The sequence below is a fragment of the Planococcus glaciei genome (assembly GCF_900099655.1).
Taxonomy (GTDB): Bacteria; Bacillota; Bacilli; order Bacillales_A; family Planococcaceae; genus Planococcus; species Planococcus glaciei.
This window is the reverse complement of the sequence record NZ_FNDC01000006.1, coordinates 111648-128022: the sequence shown is the minus strand read 5'-3', so window position 1 is coordinate 128022 and position 16375 is coordinate 111648. Positions and strand designations below refer to the sequence as shown.

16 protein-coding genes and 1 tRNA gene are annotated in these 16375 nt (G+C 47.0%); 1 reads left to right on the top strand and 16 read right to left on the bottom strand.

Going from position 1 to position 16375, the window contains the following annotated elements:
• Positions 1-46 precede the first annotated feature (46 nt).
• From rnr to BLQ32_RS09480, 11 genes are all read right to left on the bottom strand, one after another.
• On the bottom strand, positions 47-2383 hold the full coding sequence (gene rnr / locus BLQ32_RS09530; protein ID WP_053166594.1) for a ribonuclease R: 2337 nt from the start codon (positions 2381-2383) through the stop codon (positions 47-49).
• A gap of 25 nt (positions 2384-2408) precedes the next feature.
• Positions 2409-3155 carry an alpha/beta hydrolase gene (locus BLQ32_RS09525; RefSeq protein ID WP_074510152.1) on the bottom strand — a complete coding sequence of 249 codons (747 nt, stop codon included), beginning with the start codon at positions 3153-3155 and terminating at the stop codon, positions 2409-2411.
• A 324-nt stretch (positions 3156-3479) separates the two neighbouring features.
• On the bottom strand, positions 3480-3707 hold the full coding sequence (gene secG / locus BLQ32_RS09520; RefSeq protein ID WP_036808196.1) for a preprotein translocase subunit SecG: 228 nt from the start codon (positions 3705-3707) through the stop codon (positions 3480-3482).
• A 98-nt stretch (positions 3708-3805) separates the two neighbouring features.
• Positions 3806-5101 (bottom strand): phosphopyruvate hydratase, encoded by a 1296-nt coding sequence (gene eno / locus BLQ32_RS09515; RefSeq protein ID WP_036808193.1) that lies wholly within the window; start codon positions 5099-5101, stop codon positions 3806-3808.
• 16 nt (positions 5102-5117) lie between these two features.
• Complete coding sequence (gene gpmI / locus BLQ32_RS09510; protein WP_074510151.1) at positions 5118-6650, bottom strand: 2,3-bisphosphoglycerate-independent phosphoglycerate mutase; 1533 nt, start codon at positions 6648-6650, stop codon at positions 5118-5120.
• Complete coding sequence (tpiA, locus tag BLQ32_RS09505) at positions 6643-7404, bottom strand: triose-phosphate isomerase (protein ID WP_074510150.1); 762 nt, start codon at positions 7402-7404, stop codon at positions 6643-6645. The genes gpmI and tpiA overlap by 8 nt, the downstream gene beginning before the upstream one ends.
• A 14-nt stretch (positions 7405-7418) precedes the next feature.
• Positions 7419-8600, bottom strand: a complete 1182-nt coding sequence (locus BLQ32_RS09500; RefSeq protein ID WP_175557099.1) for a phosphoglycerate kinase — start codon at positions 8598-8600, stop codon at positions 7419-7421.
• A gap of 114 nt (positions 8601-8714) precedes the next feature.
• Positions 8715-9719: a type I glyceraldehyde-3-phosphate dehydrogenase gene (gene gap / locus BLQ32_RS09495; protein ID WP_074510148.1), complete on the bottom strand. Its 1005-nt coding sequence runs from the start codon at positions 9717-9719 to the stop codon at positions 8715-8717.
• Positions 9720-10763, bottom strand: a complete 1044-nt coding sequence (locus tag BLQ32_RS09490) for a sugar-binding transcriptional regulator (RefSeq protein WP_074510147.1) — start codon at positions 10761-10763, stop codon at positions 9720-9722.
• 108 nt (positions 10764-10871) lie between these two features.
• Positions 10872-11102 carry a glutaredoxin family protein gene (locus BLQ32_RS09485; protein ID WP_053166600.1) on the bottom strand — a complete coding sequence of 77 codons (231 nt, stop codon included), beginning with the start codon at positions 11100-11102 and terminating at the stop codon, positions 10872-10874.
• Positions 11103-11378: 276 nt separating this feature from the next.
• Positions 11379-11450 (bottom strand) — tRNA-Arg (locus BLQ32_RS09480).
• Positions 11451-11622: 172 nt separating this feature from the next.
• Between BLQ32_RS09480 and clpP the strand changes: the two genes are divergently transcribed.
• Positions 11623-12225, top strand: a complete 603-nt coding sequence (clpP, locus tag BLQ32_RS09475; protein WP_074510146.1) for an ATP-dependent Clp endopeptidase proteolytic subunit ClpP — start codon at positions 11623-11625, stop codon at positions 12223-12225.
• Positions 12226-12315: 90 nt separating this feature from the next.
• Here the strand turns inward: clpP and BLQ32_RS09470 are convergent, their stop codons facing one another.
• Genes BLQ32_RS09470 through BLQ32_RS09450 form a run of 5 tightly spaced genes read right to left on the bottom strand, consistent with a single transcriptional unit; the run spans position 12316 to position 15965 of the window.
• Positions 12316-12573, bottom strand: a complete 258-nt coding sequence (locus tag BLQ32_RS09470; protein WP_036808168.1) for an HPr family phosphocarrier protein — start codon at positions 12571-12573, stop codon at positions 12316-12318.
• A 58-nt stretch (positions 12574-12631) separates the two neighbouring features.
• Positions 12632-13582 (bottom strand): DNA-binding protein WhiA, encoded by a 951-nt coding sequence (whiA, locus tag BLQ32_RS09465; RefSeq protein ID WP_036808165.1) that lies wholly within the window; start codon positions 13580-13582, stop codon positions 12632-12634.
• A 23-nt stretch (positions 13583-13605) separates the two neighbouring features.
• A complete protein-coding gene (locus BLQ32_RS09460; RefSeq protein ID WP_036808162.1) occupies positions 13606-14601 on the bottom strand; it encodes a gluconeogenesis factor YvcK family protein in 996 nt (331 codons plus the stop codon).
• 4 nt (positions 14602-14605) lie between these two features.
• Positions 14606-15487, bottom strand: coding sequence for an RNase adapter RapZ (gene rapZ / locus BLQ32_RS09455; RefSeq protein WP_074510145.1), 882 nt, complete (start codon positions 15485-15487; stop codon positions 14606-14608).
• Complete coding sequence (locus tag BLQ32_RS09450) at positions 15480-15965, bottom strand: 8-oxo-dGTP diphosphatase (RefSeq protein WP_036808156.1); 486 nt, start codon at positions 15963-15965, stop codon at positions 15480-15482. Before BLQ32_RS09450 ends, rapZ begins: the two co-directional genes overlap by 8 nt.
• Positions 15966-16375 lie beyond the last annotated feature (410 nt).

The following is a 16375-nucleotide window of genomic DNA, read 5'->3' as shown; positions in this document are numbered from 1 at the left end:
TTCCTTCACCTCGACTAAATCTAAAAGGGCGGCAATGGCCGCTCCTTTATTTTTTCTTTTTGCGTGCCGGGCCTTTGCCCTTAGCGACGCCTTCATAGAACTTTTTCTTTTTGTTTTTCGGTTTGCGTGTCGGGCCACCCGGCTTATCGCCTGGCTTGCCGCCGCGTCCAGGTTTTTTGTCGCCGTCTTTTTTCGCCGCACGGATTACTTTCGGTGCATCTTTACGTGTCCGGCGTACGTTTTGCGTCATGCCGACAATTTCAAAATCGATGGCGGATTCTTCCGGTTTCACGCCGATGACCTTGATGGCAATTTCATCGCCGATGCGGAACTGGCGGTTGCTGCGTTCGCCGATCATCATCATTTGGCGGTCATCAAAACGGTAGAAATCATCCGTCATATTCGATACGTGGACAAGCCCTTCAATCGTGTTCGGCAATTCAATAAACAAGCCGAAGTTCGTGACCGAAGAAACGATTCCTTCGAATTCTTCGCCGATTTTGTCTGCCATGTATTGCGATTTCTTCAATGCATCGGTATCGCGTTCCGCTTCTACTGCGCGGCGTTCACGTTCAGATGTATGTTCAGCAATCTCATCCATGTTTGCATCCCAGTGCATAATCGTCGCTTTCGACAAGTCTTTATTGATTAAGTACGTGCGGATCAAGCGGTGCACGACTAAATCCGGATAACGGCGGATCGGCGATGTGAAATGCGTATAGTACTCCGTAGACAAGCCGAAATGCCCGAGGCTTTCTGCAGAATATTTCGCTTGCTGCATCGAACGGAGCATCATCGTCGAAATGACCGGCTCTTCCGGCGTTCCGGCAATCGATTCGATGATTTCCTGCAACGCCCGTGGATGGATTTGGTTGCCGGTTCCTTTAACTACGATCCCGAAGTTTGTGACAAACTCAAAGAATCGCTGCAGTTTTTCAGGTTTTGGATCTTCGTGAATCCGGTAAAGCGCCGGCACGTCCATATGGTGGAAATGTTCCGCAACAGTTTCGTTGGCTGCCAGCATGAACTCTTCAATCAAGCGTTCAGCGACTGTACGCTCACGAACAACGACGTCTACTGGATAGCCGTCTTCATCCACCAGCACTTTTGATTCTTTAAAATCAAAGTCAACGGCTCCGCGACGCATGCGCTTGCCTCTTAAAACCTCGGCCAATTCTTTCATCAACTCGAACATCGGCACCAGGTCCACGTACTTCTCTTTCAGTTCCTGGTTATCCTGTTCCAAAATTTCATATACATCGGTATACGTCATACGAGCCGACGTTCTGATAACACTTTGAAAAATATCATGCGACAACAGTTCACCCTGATCGCTGAAAATCATTTCGCATGACAAAGTCAAACGGTCAACTTGCGGGTTGAGTGAACAAATTCCGTTTGATAAACGATGAGGAATCATCGGAATGACCCGGTCTGTCAAATAGATGCTTGTCGCGCGGTCATAAGCTTCCCGGTCAATCGCAGAACCTTCCGTAACATAATGGCTGACATCCGCAATATGGACACCGAGCTTATACGTGCCATCTTCCAGTTTTACTACTTGGACAGCATCATCCAAGTCTTTTGCGTCCGCGCCGTCAATCGTGACGATTTGTTCTTCTCTCAAGTCACGGCGGTCCGTTAAATCTGATGGATCGATTTCTTCAGGAACACTGTTCGCCTGGTCCAGTACATCCGGCGGAAATTCTGTTTCAATGCCGTGTTTGTGGATAATCGATAAAATATCGACGCCCGGATCGTTTTTATGGCCCAAAATTTGCGTCACCATGCCGGTTGCCGACATGCGGCCTTCTGGCCAGCCGGTAATCTCAACGACCACCTTATGGCCATCTACTGCACCCAGCGTGTCGTCTTTTGCGATGAAAACGTCCATATTCATCTTTTTGTCATCCGGCACAACAAAACCGAAGCCGCGGTTGTCCTGGAACGTCCCGACCACTTTTGTTGTACCGCGCTCTAAGATGCGGACAATGGCGCCTTCCCGGCGGTCTCCTGAAGAAGCTTCCGAAACTCTGACCATTACTTTGTCGCCGTTTACCGCACTGTTCACTTCTGTCGGCGGAATGAAAATATCATCCATGCCCGGTTCTTCAGGTGCAACAAATCCAAAGCCGCGCTGATGCCCGATAAATTTCCCGCGCATCAAATTCATCCGCTCCGGAACGCCGTAACGGTTGGCACGCGAACGGACAAGCAAGCCTTTTTCTTCAAGCTTCACTAAAGTCTTCACCAATTCGGTGAATTCATCGGCATCTTCAAAGCCGAATTGTTCTTCTATTTCTTGTACAGTCAACGGTTTATAAGCGTCTTCACGCATAAATGCCAATAACCGCTGATCCAGTGTCATTTCATTATTTGCCATACTGATTTCCTCCTCTTTGACGGTCTTACACGCTCCAATCAAGCGATTCGAGAAATGCTAAGATGTCTTCGTGCAGTTGCTGTTTTTCTTTGCCCAGCGTAATGACATGCCCTGATTTCTCATACCACTTAATGTTTTTCTGGAATGATTCCGCCTCTTCATAAATGATATTGGCAGAATCTGTGTCGATCACATCATCCAATGACCCCTGGACGACAAATAACGGTGCGTAGACATGATCGACCTGTTCTCTCACATGGCCAATCAGTTTCCGCAAATCCGCCAATGACTCCATCGGGCGTTCTTTAAACTTCTTCATTTCTTCTTCGATAACGCGCTCGGCTTTTCCTTCATACTTCTTGTATTCACGGGCATATTTCACAACCCCTTCATACATCAGATCGGTCGTCTTCATATGCATCGGTGCACACATCGTGACTAGCCCCTTTACAGGGAATGTATACCCTATCTTTAAGGTAAATACGCCGCCGAGCGACAATCCGGCCACCGCAATTTCCTCGTACCCTTCATCTTTTAACTGATTATAAGCGTTTTCAACGTCTTTCCACCAGTCCTCAGGACCGGTCGGAAGCAGTTTTTCCGGCTCCACGCCGTGCCCTGCATAATGCGGCGCTAAAGACGTGTACCCTTGTTTTTCAAGGAACCGGCCAAGCATCCGCACATCAGCTGAATTCCCTGTAAATCCGTGAAGCAACAAGACCGCTCTCGGCCCTGCTTTAAAGAAAAATGGTTTTGGCTGCGAAACTCGCATAAATATCCTCCATCCTAATTTACATAAATCATGTTTATTATTTTTAGCAACTTAAGGTTTTGCTTCTTTATAATAGCCAGCTTCTTCTAAATAGAAAGAGCGGAAGGCGGCGACTCAAGCGGGAACAGTACGAGCTGAAGACCCTGGAGCGAACGAAGTGAATGTTTTTTCAATTTGCGACGAGTAATCGCAGGAGCAAGTGAAGCGGCTGAAGCCGTACCCGCGGAAAGCGTCCGCCTGCAGCGATTTCTTCAGTCTTCTTAAATTATAACTCTAAAAGAAAACGCCTAACCAGTAAATGGTCAGGCGTTTTGATTATCCACATTAAACTTTTGTAACGGCGATAGCCAGAATAAAGAATAAGGCAGCAAGTACAATCGTTACGCGTTGAAGGACTAGGTCCAAACCACGGGCTTTTTGCTTGCCGAAAAGTTGCTCTGCTCCACCGGAGATGGCTCCTGAAAGACCTGCACTTTTTCCTGATTGCAATAATACGACAACGATTAAAGCGAGCGATACGATGACGAGTAATGTCATTAACAACGTATGCATAAATTCCACCTCCTGAAAAGAACTTCCACAACAAGAATAAGTTTACCAAAAACTCCGAACTATGACAATAGCAACAGAACGAAAGGGTCCCTTATACCTTATTTCTTCAAGTTGTAGAAAGTTTTAACGCCGAGGTATTTCGATGTCTCATTCAATTGGTCTTCGATGCGAAGCAACTGGTTGTATTTCGCTACACGGTCCGTACGGGACGGAGCTCCTGTTTTGATTTGGCCAGCGTTTGTCGCCACTGCGATATCTGCAATCGTTACGTCTTCAGACTCGCCTGAACGGTGGCTGATAACGGCAGTGTAGCCCGCACGTTTTGCCATTTCAATCGCATCGAATGTTTCTGTCAATGTACCGATTTGGTTTACTTTGATCAAGATCGAGTTGCCGACGCCTTGCTCGATTCCTTGAGCCAATTTCTTCGTGTTGGTAACGAATAGATCATCGCCAACCAATTGGACGCGGTCGCCAATGCGTTCTGTCAGCAATTTGTGGCCTTCCCAGTCGTTTTCATCCAATCCGTCTTCGATGGAAACGATCGGGTATTTGTTGGCAAGTTCTTCGTACCAGTCAACCATTTCAGCAGAAGTTTTCACTGTGTTGTCGCCTGGCAAGTTGTATACGCCTTTTTCTTTGTCATAGATTTCAGAAGAAGCAACGTCCATCGCAAGAAGTACGTCTTCGCCTGGTTTGTAGCCGGCTTTTTCAATGGCTTCCATGATCGTTTGAAGGGCTTCTTCGTTCGAACCAAGGTTCGGTGCAAATCCGCCTTCATCTCCAACAGATGTGTTATAGCCTTTTTCTTTCAAAACGCTCTTCAAGTTATGGAAGATTTCAGCGCCCATGCGTACAGCGTGGCGGAACGTTTCTGCGCCAACCGGCATAACCATGAATTCCTGGATGTCGACGTTGTTATCGGCATGTTCGCCGCCGTTCAAGATGTTCATCATCGGCACCGGCAATTGCTTCGCATTGAAGCCGCCTAGGTACTGATAAAGCGGAACATCCAAATAATCAGCTGCAGCGTGCGCTACGGCCATGGAAACACCTAGAATGGCGTTTGCGCCCAAACGGCCTTTGTTTTCTGTGCCGTCAAGTGCGATCAACGCTTGGTCGATCGATACTTGGTCAAGCGCCGAGAAGTTGCCTTCGATTTCAGCTGCGATTTCGTTGTTTACGTGGTCAACCGCTTTTAAAACGCCTTTGCCCAGGTAACGGCTCTTGTCGCCGTCGCGAAGTTCAACTGCTTCATGTTCGCCTGTAGAAGCTCCTGATGGTACGATAGCGCGCCCGAAAGCACCACTTTCTGTAAATACTTCCACTTCGATTGTTGGGTTTCCTCGTGAATCTAATACTTCGCGTGCTAATACGTCTGTGATAATTGGCAATGAAAACAGCTCCCTTTTAATATAATGGTTTTCCGGTCATTTCTGCCGGTTGTTCAACATTTAATAATTTCAGTACAGTTGGAGCCAGATCGGCCAATATGCCGTCTGTTCTCAATTCAACGCCTTGTTTGGTCACAATGACCGGCACCAGGTTTGTCGTATGTGCGGTCATCGGCAAGCCTTCAAGCGTGGTAACTTCGTCTGCGTTGCCGTGGTCGGCGGTAACGATGGCATGGCCGCCTTTGGCATGCAGCGCATCCACGATCCGGCCTAAGCATTCGTCGACCACTTCAATGGCACGGATGGTCGGCTCAAGCATTCCGCTATGGCCTACCATGTCGGGGTTTGCAAAGTTCAAAATGATGGCATCGTGTGCGTCGTTTTGAATTTGCTCCACCAAACGGTCGGTGACTTCATAAGCACTCATTTCCGGCTGCAAATCATAAGTGGCGACTTTCGGCGAATTTACTAAAATCCGGTCTTCACCTGGGAAAACATCTTCTCGCCCACCGCTCATAAAGAACGTGACATGCGGATATTTTTCCGTTTCGGCAATGCGCAATTGCGTCAAGCCTTTTGCGGACAATACTTCGCCGATGGTGTTTTCAAGGTTCAGCGTTTCAAATGCAACGCGTGTCGGCAAATCGTCGCTATACGAAGTAAACGTGATAAACGACAAATTGGACGGATGCTTCGCGCTAAGCGGCATGGCGTCAAATCCTTCACGCACAAACACTGACGTCAACTGAATGGCACGGTCCGGGCGGAAGTTGAAGAATACGACGGAATCGCCGCTTTCCAACGTAGCAACCGGCTGGCCATTTTCAGTAATGGCAAACGGAACGACAAATTCATCGTGGATGCCGGTTTCGTAAGAAGCCCGAATGCCGTCGCTTGCGGACAACGCGTTTTGACCGATGCCATCCACCAGCACACGGTACGCCAATTCCACGCGTTCCCAGCGTTTGTCACGGTCCATTGCATAGTAACGGCCGCTGATGGACGCAAATTTGCCGACGCCGATTTCTTTCATCCGGCGTTCCGCTTCTTCTACGTAACGAAGTCCCGTTTGCGGTCCGACGTCCCGACCATCCAAAAAGCCGTGGACATAGACATCCGTTAAACCATGCTGTTTCGCCAATTCCAAAAGGGCAAACAAATGCTCATAATGGCTGTGGACGCCCCCATCTGACAACAAGCCCATCAGATGAAGCGCTTTGCCGCTTGCTTTGGCATTTCCAACAGCTTCCAGAAATGCAGGGTTTTGATAAAAATCCCCATCCCGGATCGATTTATGGATCCGCGTCAGGTTTTGGTAAACAATCCGTCCGGCGCCAATGTTCAAATGGCCCACTTCCGAGTTGCCCATCTGGCCTTCTGGAAGCCCTACCGCTTCTCCTGAAGCAGTCAATAAGCTATGCGGATAGCTGTCCCATAAACGGTCAAATGTCGGTTTTTCGGCTTGTGCAACTGCGTTGCCAAATGTCTCTTTCCGGCAGCCAAAACCGTCCAAAATAATTAAAGCGACTGGATATTCTGTGTTACGCATGCGATCCCGCCTCTAATAGTTTTACAAAAGAATCGGTTTCAAGGCTGGCTCCTCCAACAAGTGCTCCGTCAATATGCTCCATGCCCATCAATTCTTCAATGTTGGCCGGTTTTACGCTGCCGCCGTATTGAATTCGGATGTTTTGTGCAGTTTCCTCATTGAATAGTGAAGCGACTTTCTTGCGGATGATGCCGCAAACTTCATTGGCATCTTCTGCCGTTGCTGTTTTGCCTGTTCCGATTGCCCAGATTGGCTCATATGCAATTACCAATTCACTTGCTTGCTGTTCAGAAAGTCCTGCAAGTCCCGCTTCCACTTGCGCTTCTACTACAGAACCGGTTTCGCCGCTTTCGCGCTGTTCAAGCGTTTCGCCTACACACATAATCGGTGTTAGGCCGTGTTCAAAAGCAGCCACTACTTTTTTGTTGACCGAATGGTCTGTCTCGTTGAAATATTGGCGGCGTTCTGAGTGCCCAATAATCACGTAGTTGACGCCCAGGTCTTTCAATTGCACCGGGCTGACTTCGCCGGTAAAGGCGCCTTCTTTTTCTTCGTGCATCGTTTGTGCACCGATTTGAAGAGCGCTTGATTCGGTTGACGCCACAAGCTGCTGCAGATAAAGTGCAGGTGCACAAATAACCGAGTCCACTTTGCTGGCGTCAGGTGCGAGTCCTTTTACTTCTTCTACAAATTGTTTCGCTTCTGCAGCAGTTTTATACATTTTCCAGTTTCCTGCAATGATCGGCTTTCTCAAAAAAACCACTCCTTTTATTTGTCGGTTAATGCCGTTACGCCTGGCAATTCCTTGCCTTCCATGAATTCAAGGGAAGCACCGCCGCCTGTGGAAATATGATCCATTTGATCAGCAACTCCAAATTGCTCGACTGCAGCGGCTGAATCGCCTCCGCCAATTACGGTATACGCTTCTGTTTTTGCCATAGCCTGCGCTACGGATTTTGTGCCGTTTTCAAAAGAGCTCATCTCGAAAACGCCCATCGGCCCGTTCCAGATAATCAATTTGGAATTCAGGATGACGTCTGAATACAGCTCAACGGTTTTCGGTCCAATATCAAGACCCATCCAATCAGACGGGATTTCACTAATCGGGACCACTTTTGTTTCCGTGTCATTCGAAAATTCTTTCGTTACAACTACATCGACCGGAAGGTACAGCTTGACGCCTTTTTCTTCCGCTTTTTTGATGAACGATTGTGCGAGTTCAATCTTGTCTTCTTCAAGAAGCGACGTGCCGATTTCATGGCCTTGTGCTTTCGTGAACGTATATGACAGACCGCCGCCGATCAATAGGTTATCGACTTTGTCCAATAAATGGTCGATAACGCCGATTTTGTCTTTTACTTTCGCTCCGCCGATAATTGCGGTAAATGGCCGTTCCGGGTCGGATAAAGCTTTCCCCAGTACATCCAGTTCTTTTTCCAGCAGCAAGCCTGAAACGGATGGCAAGTGCTTCGCAATTCCGGCTGTCGAAGCATGTGCTCTATGTGCGGCTCCGAATGCGTCATTGACAAATACGTCTGCAAGCGACGCAAACGCTTTGGCCAGTTCTTCGTCATTCTTTTCTTCGCCTGGGTGGAACCGGACATTTTCCAATAAAACAATGTCGCCATCGTTCATTGAAGCAATTTCCTGTTCAACTTTTGGTCCGATGGATTCATCGAGGCTCTTTACTTCTTTATGTAATAACTCACTTAACTTGGCTCCCGCTGCTGCGAGTCTCATGTCTTCGTTGACTGTGCCTTTTGGCCGTCCCAGATGGCTTGCCAAAATCACTTTTGCTCCATTTTCAACCAGATACTCAATCGTTGGTACAGCTGCACGGATCCGTGTGTCGTCCGTCACTTTTCCTTCTGACATCGGTACGTTGAAATCTACTCGGCAAAATACACGTTTTCCTTTTAAGTCCACGTCTTTCATCGTCATCTTATTCAACATGAAAATACCTCCCGTTCGATTTAAAAAAATAAGGGGGCGGGGTATGATCCCCACCCCCTTTACCCTCTTTCATTATAGAGGTTCATCGGAAATTAAGCTATGATTTTGGGATTACAAACCTGTTTTGTACATGTGCAAAGCAATGTCGATGCATCGTGCAGAATAACCGGATTCGTTATCGTACCATGCAAGAACTTTCACCATGTTTCCGCCAAGTTCCATAGTAGACAATAAGTCCACAGTTGAGGAAGCTGTAACGCCGTTGTAGTCGCGTGAAACCAATGGAAGTTCGCTGTAGCTCAAGAATGCATTTTCGTCTTTGTCGATTGCTTCTTTAAGTGCAGCATTTACTTCTTCTTTTGTCACATCTGTTTCAAGTTCTGCAACTAAGTCAATCAAGGATACGTTTGGCGTAGGAACGCGGATTGCCATACCGTCAAGTTTGCCTGTAAGTTCCGGCAATACTTTTGTAACTGCAACTGCAGCTCCTGTAGTAGTCGGAATCATTGATTCTGCAGCAGAACGTGCACGGCGGTAATCTTTATGCGGTGAGTCCAAAAGAATCTGGTCGTTTGTGTACGAGTGGATTGTTGTCATCATCGCTTTCTTGATGCCGAAACGGTCGTTCAAGATTTTAGAGATTCCTGCAAGTCCGTTTGTTGTACAAGATGCATTTGAAATCACATCGTCTTCTTCAGGGTTATAGCTTTCGTGGTTAACGCCCATAACAAGAGTTTTCATGTTCTTGCCTGGTGCAGAAACGATAACTTTTTTCGCGCCGGCTTGGATGTGTTTTTTCGCATCGTCAGCGTTTGTGAAGAATCCAGTAGATTCGATTACGATATCGATGTTGTTTTCAGCCCATGGAAGGTTCGCTGGATCTTTTTCAGAGTAGACATGGATTTTCTTGCCGTTGACAATCAAATCATTGCCTTCAGATGAAATTTCTGCGTCCAATGTGCCGTGGATTGAATCATATTTCAGCAAGTGAGCAAGCATTTTTGCGTCAGTCAAGTCGTTTACTGCCACTACTTCCACTTCTTCGTTTGCCAATGCTTGGCGGAATACAATACGTCCGATACGGCCGAATCCGTTAATAGCTAATTTTAAAGTCATTTAAAATTCCTCCTGTTTTTGAGTTAACTCGATTATTTTTCGTGCTGCACCTTCATCTGTAATTAAGGTCGTCTGCGGCGGTGCAATTTTGAAATACGAGAGAATCGCTGTCGCCTTTGAACGTCCTCCTCCAACCGCCAGGATAAATGGCGCGTTTTGAACCTGCTCCATTTGGATTCCCGCTGTGCGGATGCGGTAAACTACATTTCCTTCTTTGTCGAAGTAATAGCCGAAAGCTTCGCTGACCGCTCCGCCGTTTCGGATCCGATTGACCTCTTCCACTGAAGACTTGCGGTGCAGCGCAATTTCTTCAGCATTGCCGATGCCATGGACCACTACTTCTGTCTGATCATACAGCTCCATCATTTCCTTGATCACCGGTTCCCGCATCATCATCTCGTACGCTTCCGCACTTAAATGATCCGGCAAGTAGAGCGTTTTGACGGCTCCGCCCGTTTTTTCAGCGAACAAAGAAGCAATGGTATTGGCTTGATGCAGGACATCTTCGCCAAGTCCGCCTCTTGCCGCAATAAATTGCAAAGAGGCGTCTTTCTTATCTGCAGTGATTTCTTTCGATATGGCGGCCATCGTGCTGCCGCCGGTCACTGCAATTTTTTTATACAGTGGGAACTTTGTTTCCAATAAGCGGGCTGCTTCTTTGCCAATGTTTGCCTTCACTGCTGGAATGTCATCGCTGTCTTGCGGCAGAATGAGCACTCTTGTGATGCCTAAAATCGATTTCAGCTGCTTTTCCATGTCTGACAAGCCAGCCATTTCGCGCATGAAATCTTTTAAAGCTTCCAGCACTTCCTCGCCTTGTACAGAAACATACATGCCGGAAGTTCTGGCTTCAATCAACTGCTGGTTTCGCAGTAGATCCGTTTCTTTCCGAATATCCCGTTCTGTCATGCCGGCAAGTTCACTTAACGTCCGCCTGCCAATCGGCTGTTCCAATCCAATCGTCTGCAGGATCTGATAACGTTTCTTCAGGAGCTCGGTCATTTCCGGCATCAGCTTTTTTTTCGCTTCCGTTAATGGATCCATTCGTTCACTCCATTTCGAGCTGGACGATTTTTGTCCCACTTGTTATTTTTATGTCCCACTAGTTACATTCTAGCGAATCACTTATTAAAATGCAAATAAAAAGAAGCGTTAAAATTCTAACGCTTCCAGCAGTTCGATATAGCCGACGTTTCCGTAAATGGCCACTTCCCCGTCTTTTTCAACGACAGGAATCATCAGCATGTATTTTTCATGGAGGGCATCGTCGCTCTCGATATTGACTTCTTCGTACTCGAACGGAAAATCTTCTCTTACGAGTTCCATCATCATTTTTGCTTCGTCGCATAACGGACAATTGGGCCGTGTGTATAAAGTAATCACCGTATCTCCTCTTTCTATGGACTCTAATAGTTGAACTTCTGTGGTCTCCTAACTGCTATGCCGCAAAACGCTTTCTCTCAAACTTTTCTTTTTCGGTCTCCGAGAGCTCTTTTTAAAATGGGAACGAAACAACCAAGACACCATTTCATTATAGCGGAAACATAAAATGGCTGGGACATTCTCCAGAGAAAGCGATTCTTTCAGCATCCGCTGCCTTAATAAAACAAAAAGCCGATTCCCTTTCCGCAAATACGGAAGTGAATCGGCTTTTACATATGCCCTCGGAAGGAATCGAACCTCCATTTTAAGAACCGGAATCTTACGTGTGATCCATTACACTACGAGGGCGTTTGGTCGTTAACGACTTTTCTATTATAACCATAATAAAAAAAGTTTTCAAGCACCTTTTTATAATTCGTTAAATTTGACCTTCATTGACCAAGATGTGTATGATATTAATACAGCTGGAAGAACTTTCAGCAGGAAATGACCATTACCTATTATGAGGAGGAACTATCTTATGAATTTAATTCCTACAGTAATTGAACAGACAAGCAGAGGCGAACGCGCTTACGATATTTATTCGCGCTTGTTGAAAGACCGTGTCATCATGCTCGGCAGCGGAATCGATGATAATGTTGCCAACTCAATCGTAGCTCAGCTCCTTTTCCTTGAAGCTGAAGATCCGGATAAAGATATTTCCATCTACATCAACAGCCCGGGCGGCAGCATCACTGCCGGTATGGCGATCTATGATGTTATGCAGTTCATCAAGCCTGACGTACAAACCGTCTGCATCGGTATGGCAGCATCAATGGGTGCTTTCCTTCTTGCAGCAGGAACTAAAGGCAAACGCTATGCACTTCCGAACGCTGAAGTCATGATTCACCAACCGCTTGGCGGAGCTCAAGGGCAAGCGACAGAAATCGAAATTGCCGCGAAACGCATTTTGCACCTTCGTGAAAAATTGAACGAAATCCTGTCAGAACGTACTGGCCAGCCGCTTGAAGTGATTTCTAAAGACACAGACCGCGACAACTTCATGACTGCTGAACGTGCGGTGGAGTACGGTTTGGTTGACCAAATCATCACGCGCAACAAAATGTTGGAAGACAAAAAATAAGATACGCTAAAAGGACCGGGATGAAATCATCCCGGTCTTTTTTCTATTTGTATTCCAAATAAAAGTCCACAGCTTCGGCTGTGGACTTTTTTACGCTTCTTTTTCGATTTGTGCAGCCAAGGAATCGACCGCTTCTTGTTCGTCTCTGCCGTCTGCAGAAATTTTAACACTGGTGCCTTTGCTGATGGCCAGGCTCATAATGCCCATGATGCTTTTCGCATTTACTTTTTTATCGTCTTTTTCCAGGTATACATCCGAATTAAACCGGTTGGCTTCCTGGACGAACAATGCCGCCTGCCTTGCTTGTAAACCTGATTTCAACTGGACTACCACTTGTTTTTCAACCATATTGCTCCTCCTCTAAAACTGATCTGCATACCCAAAATATATGAAAGAACGGCCAAAATTATTGGCCGATCATCTCTCCCTTGCGCAAGTTTTCGGCAATTTCATCAATTTTCCGCAATCTGTGATTTACACCGGATTTACTGACACTGCCGGCCGATACCATTTCACCCAGTTCTTTTAACGTGACGTCCTGGTATTCCACCCGCAGCCGCGCAATTTCCCGCAGCCGCTCAGGCAATTGGTCAATCCCGATCATTTGATCGATAAAACGGATATTTTCCACTTGGCGCAGCGCGGCGTCAATAGTTTTATTTAAATTCGCCGTTTCACAATTCACCAGGCGGTTTACACTGTTGCGCATATCCCGAATGATCCGTACATCTTCGAATTTCAACAATGCAGAATGGGCACCGGCTATGCTCAGGAAATCTGAAATCTTTTCAGCTTCTTTCAAATAAGTCACAAAACCTTTTTTCCGTTCAATCGTTTTCGCGTTCAAGTGGAATTCATTCATCAGATCCACCAGAGATTCTGCATGGTCTTTGTAAAGCGAGTAGATTTCCAAGTGATATGAAGACGTTTCCGGATTATTAACAGAACCGCCAGCTAAAAATGCGCCGCGCAAGTAAGCGCGTTTGCAGCAATTTTTTTCAATCAGTGATTTATTGATTTCATGTTCAAATTGGAAGCCTTCTGAAATGATCGCTAAATCTTCCAATACATGTTTAGAACCTTCCCTGATTCTGCAAATGTAAACGTTGTTTTTCTTCAACCGCATTTTCTTCCGCACCAGCAATTCCACTGGATACGCCCGGTAAAACCGCTTAAGCAACGTGTAGATCCGACGGGCAATCGCTGCATTTTCCGTCTGGATATCAAGGCTTAGCTGCCGGTTTGAAAATGACAGGGTTCCATTCATACGGATCAAGGCAGATAATTCCGCTTTCCCGCAACAATCGTCCACTTCTACTTGGGTCATCTCTTTTTTTGTTTCCGAAGCAAAAGACAAAACATCTTCCCCCTTTCCAAGAGCTAGAAATATAGCTGCTTTGGATCTTCTTTGGCCAGGCCTCCGGCATATTCAAATAACCATTCTGCCACTTTCAATGGTTCATGCCGGACCGTTTCACCCAAAATGTTGGCGATGTCCTGTTTAAAAATTTCAAGGCCCATGCTCTGCAAGCGTTCTTCATCGTACGCCACAGGCCAGGCTTTTTGTTTGATATAGCGTTCCGCAATTCCTTGGGGAACTTGTTCTTTATTCAGCAAAATGGCGTCCAGAAACGGTTCGCCTACATGATCATAGAGCGCCTTGACGTGGTCGCAAGCTGTATATTTATAAGTTTCTCCGGCTTGTGTCATCAGATTGCAAATATAAATCTTTTTGGCTTCGGCTGATACGACCGCCTTTTTGATGTCTTTGACGAGGAGGTTCGGCAAAATGCTGGTGTACAGCGATCCGGGCCCTACAACGATGACATCCGCCTTTTGAATGGCTTGTATGGTATCCGGCAAAGTCTTGACATCGCGCGGCTCCAGAAACACTCTCTTGATTGGCTGTAAATACGCCGGAATTTTTGATTCTCCACTGACAATCGTGCCATCTTCAAATTCTGCATGAAGCGTGACCAATTGGTTGGCTGCCGGCAATACGGTTCCGTTGACATTCAGCACGCGGCTCATTTCTTTCACGGCATGCGAAAAATCGCCGGTGATGTTGGTTAAGGCCGCCAACATCAGATTGCCCAGTGAATGGCCATCCAGATCCGGTGATTGTTTAAATCGATATTGAAACATTTCTGCTACCAATGGTTCGGCATCTGACAGCGCAGCCATGACGTTGCGGATATCGCCCGGAGGCGGAATATCCAAGTCATTCCGAAGGCGCCCGGAGCTTCCCCCATCGTCGGCTACGGTCACAATCGCAGTCAAATCCAACGGGAACTTTTTCAAGCCCCGCAGCAATGTGGACAGCCCTGTGCCGCCGCCGATGATGACCACCCGTTTCCGGCGTAAAGTACTTTCCATGCACTCAGCCCTTTCTTGTTTTGACATCCCGATGCGTAATGATCGTTTTGTTGTTTTCGGCCAGCAGTTTTCCGTAGTATTCAGCAAGCGTCACTGAACGGTGCTGCCCGCCCGTACAGCCGAAAGCAATAACCAATTGGGCTTTGCCTTCGTTTTTATATTGGGGAATGATGAAGTCAAAAAGGTCGCTCAATTTGCTGATCAATGTCTGGGTTTCGCCCCACTGAAGCACGTAACTTGAAACCGGTTCATCCAGACCCGATAACGGCTTTAAATCTTCAATGTAATAAGGGTTTGGCAGGAAGCGCACATCGAAAACCAAATCGGCATCAATCGGAATGCCATGTTTGAAACCGAATGACATGACATTGACGGTAAATTTGTTGCTGGATTGCGTTGCGAAATCTGACACGATTTTTTCTCTAAGCTGGCGAGGCGTCATCGACGAGGTGTTGTACATATACTTCGCGCGCCCTTGCAGATCCATCAGCATATCGCGTTCTTTTTTGATGCCGCCCAGCACTAAGCCGCCTGGCGACAAAGGATGCGAACGCCGTGATTCTTTATAGCGGCTGACCAGCGTCTGATTATCCGCATCCAGGAAGAGGATGGTGGTGGATACTTTCGGTTCTTTCGAAATATTGTCGATTGCATCGACCAGGCTGTCAAAAAAGTCGCCGCCCCGCAAATCCATTACGGCAGCGACGCGTTTCATCGATTTTCCCGAGTCTCTCATCAACTTGATAAAAGTCAATAGAAGCGCAGGCGGTAAGTTGTCAATTGTAAAAAAGCCCAAATCCTCGAAGCTTTGGATGGCAACTGTTTTGCCCGCTCCTGACATGCCGGTAATTATGATCAATTCAGTTTCATCGGTGTGCTTATCCATTACGCGGAATCCCCTCTTCGGTAGACGTTTGAATGTTTTCGTTGATCAATTGGAATTCAGATGAATAATGGAACGTGCCGTACTGCATGCCTTCCTGGCTTACGGCAAACTTCAAGTTTGTCCGGTCGCCTTCCGCCATCGGCAAGAAATCCAAACTTTCAACAGGATGCCATTCAAGCAGCCCTTCTCTTGTTTCTTCATAAGGGGTGCCGGTGATGCCGGTTGCGAGAAACGTAAACAGCATCCATTCGTCTACGATTTGCTCCCCTTCTTGTATCATCATGGTATAAATGCCTTTTAAATGAGTGCCGATCGGCGTCGCTCCGGTTTCTTCCTTAAACTCCCGGATGGCGGCTTCGTAAATCGATTCTCCTGATTCCATTTTCCCGCCCGGGGCTACGTACCAATCCCGCCGGGGTTTCTTCAATAGCAATACTTGTCCGTTCTGGACCACTAATAAATTTGCGATTCGCTGCACTGTCGACACTCCGTATCTATTGTAAACTCTCTCCATTATACATCTATCCAGGCGTGTCATGCAAAAAAGAAAAGCGGAAGCGCCTGTTCAGCTCTGACAGGCATAAGCCAGACCAGCTGTGTGGCGCTTTTGCCACACAGCTGGGCTGGCTTATGACCCGAAGAGCTAGGCGCTGCAGCTAGACAAAAAAGAAAAGTGTAGGCGGCTTGTTCAGCCCCGACAAGCGCTGGAGGGCTTGAAGATAATGGCGTTCTTTGCCATTAGCGGCAAGACCGAAGCGACTCGAGGGGCTAGCCGCCGGAACTGGACACTAAGAAAAGCAGAGGCACCTGTTTAGGCCCGGTTGGAAATAATAAGATCTCCACACAAAAAAAAGAAGCCGTTTTCCGAGTGAATCGGAAAACGGCTTG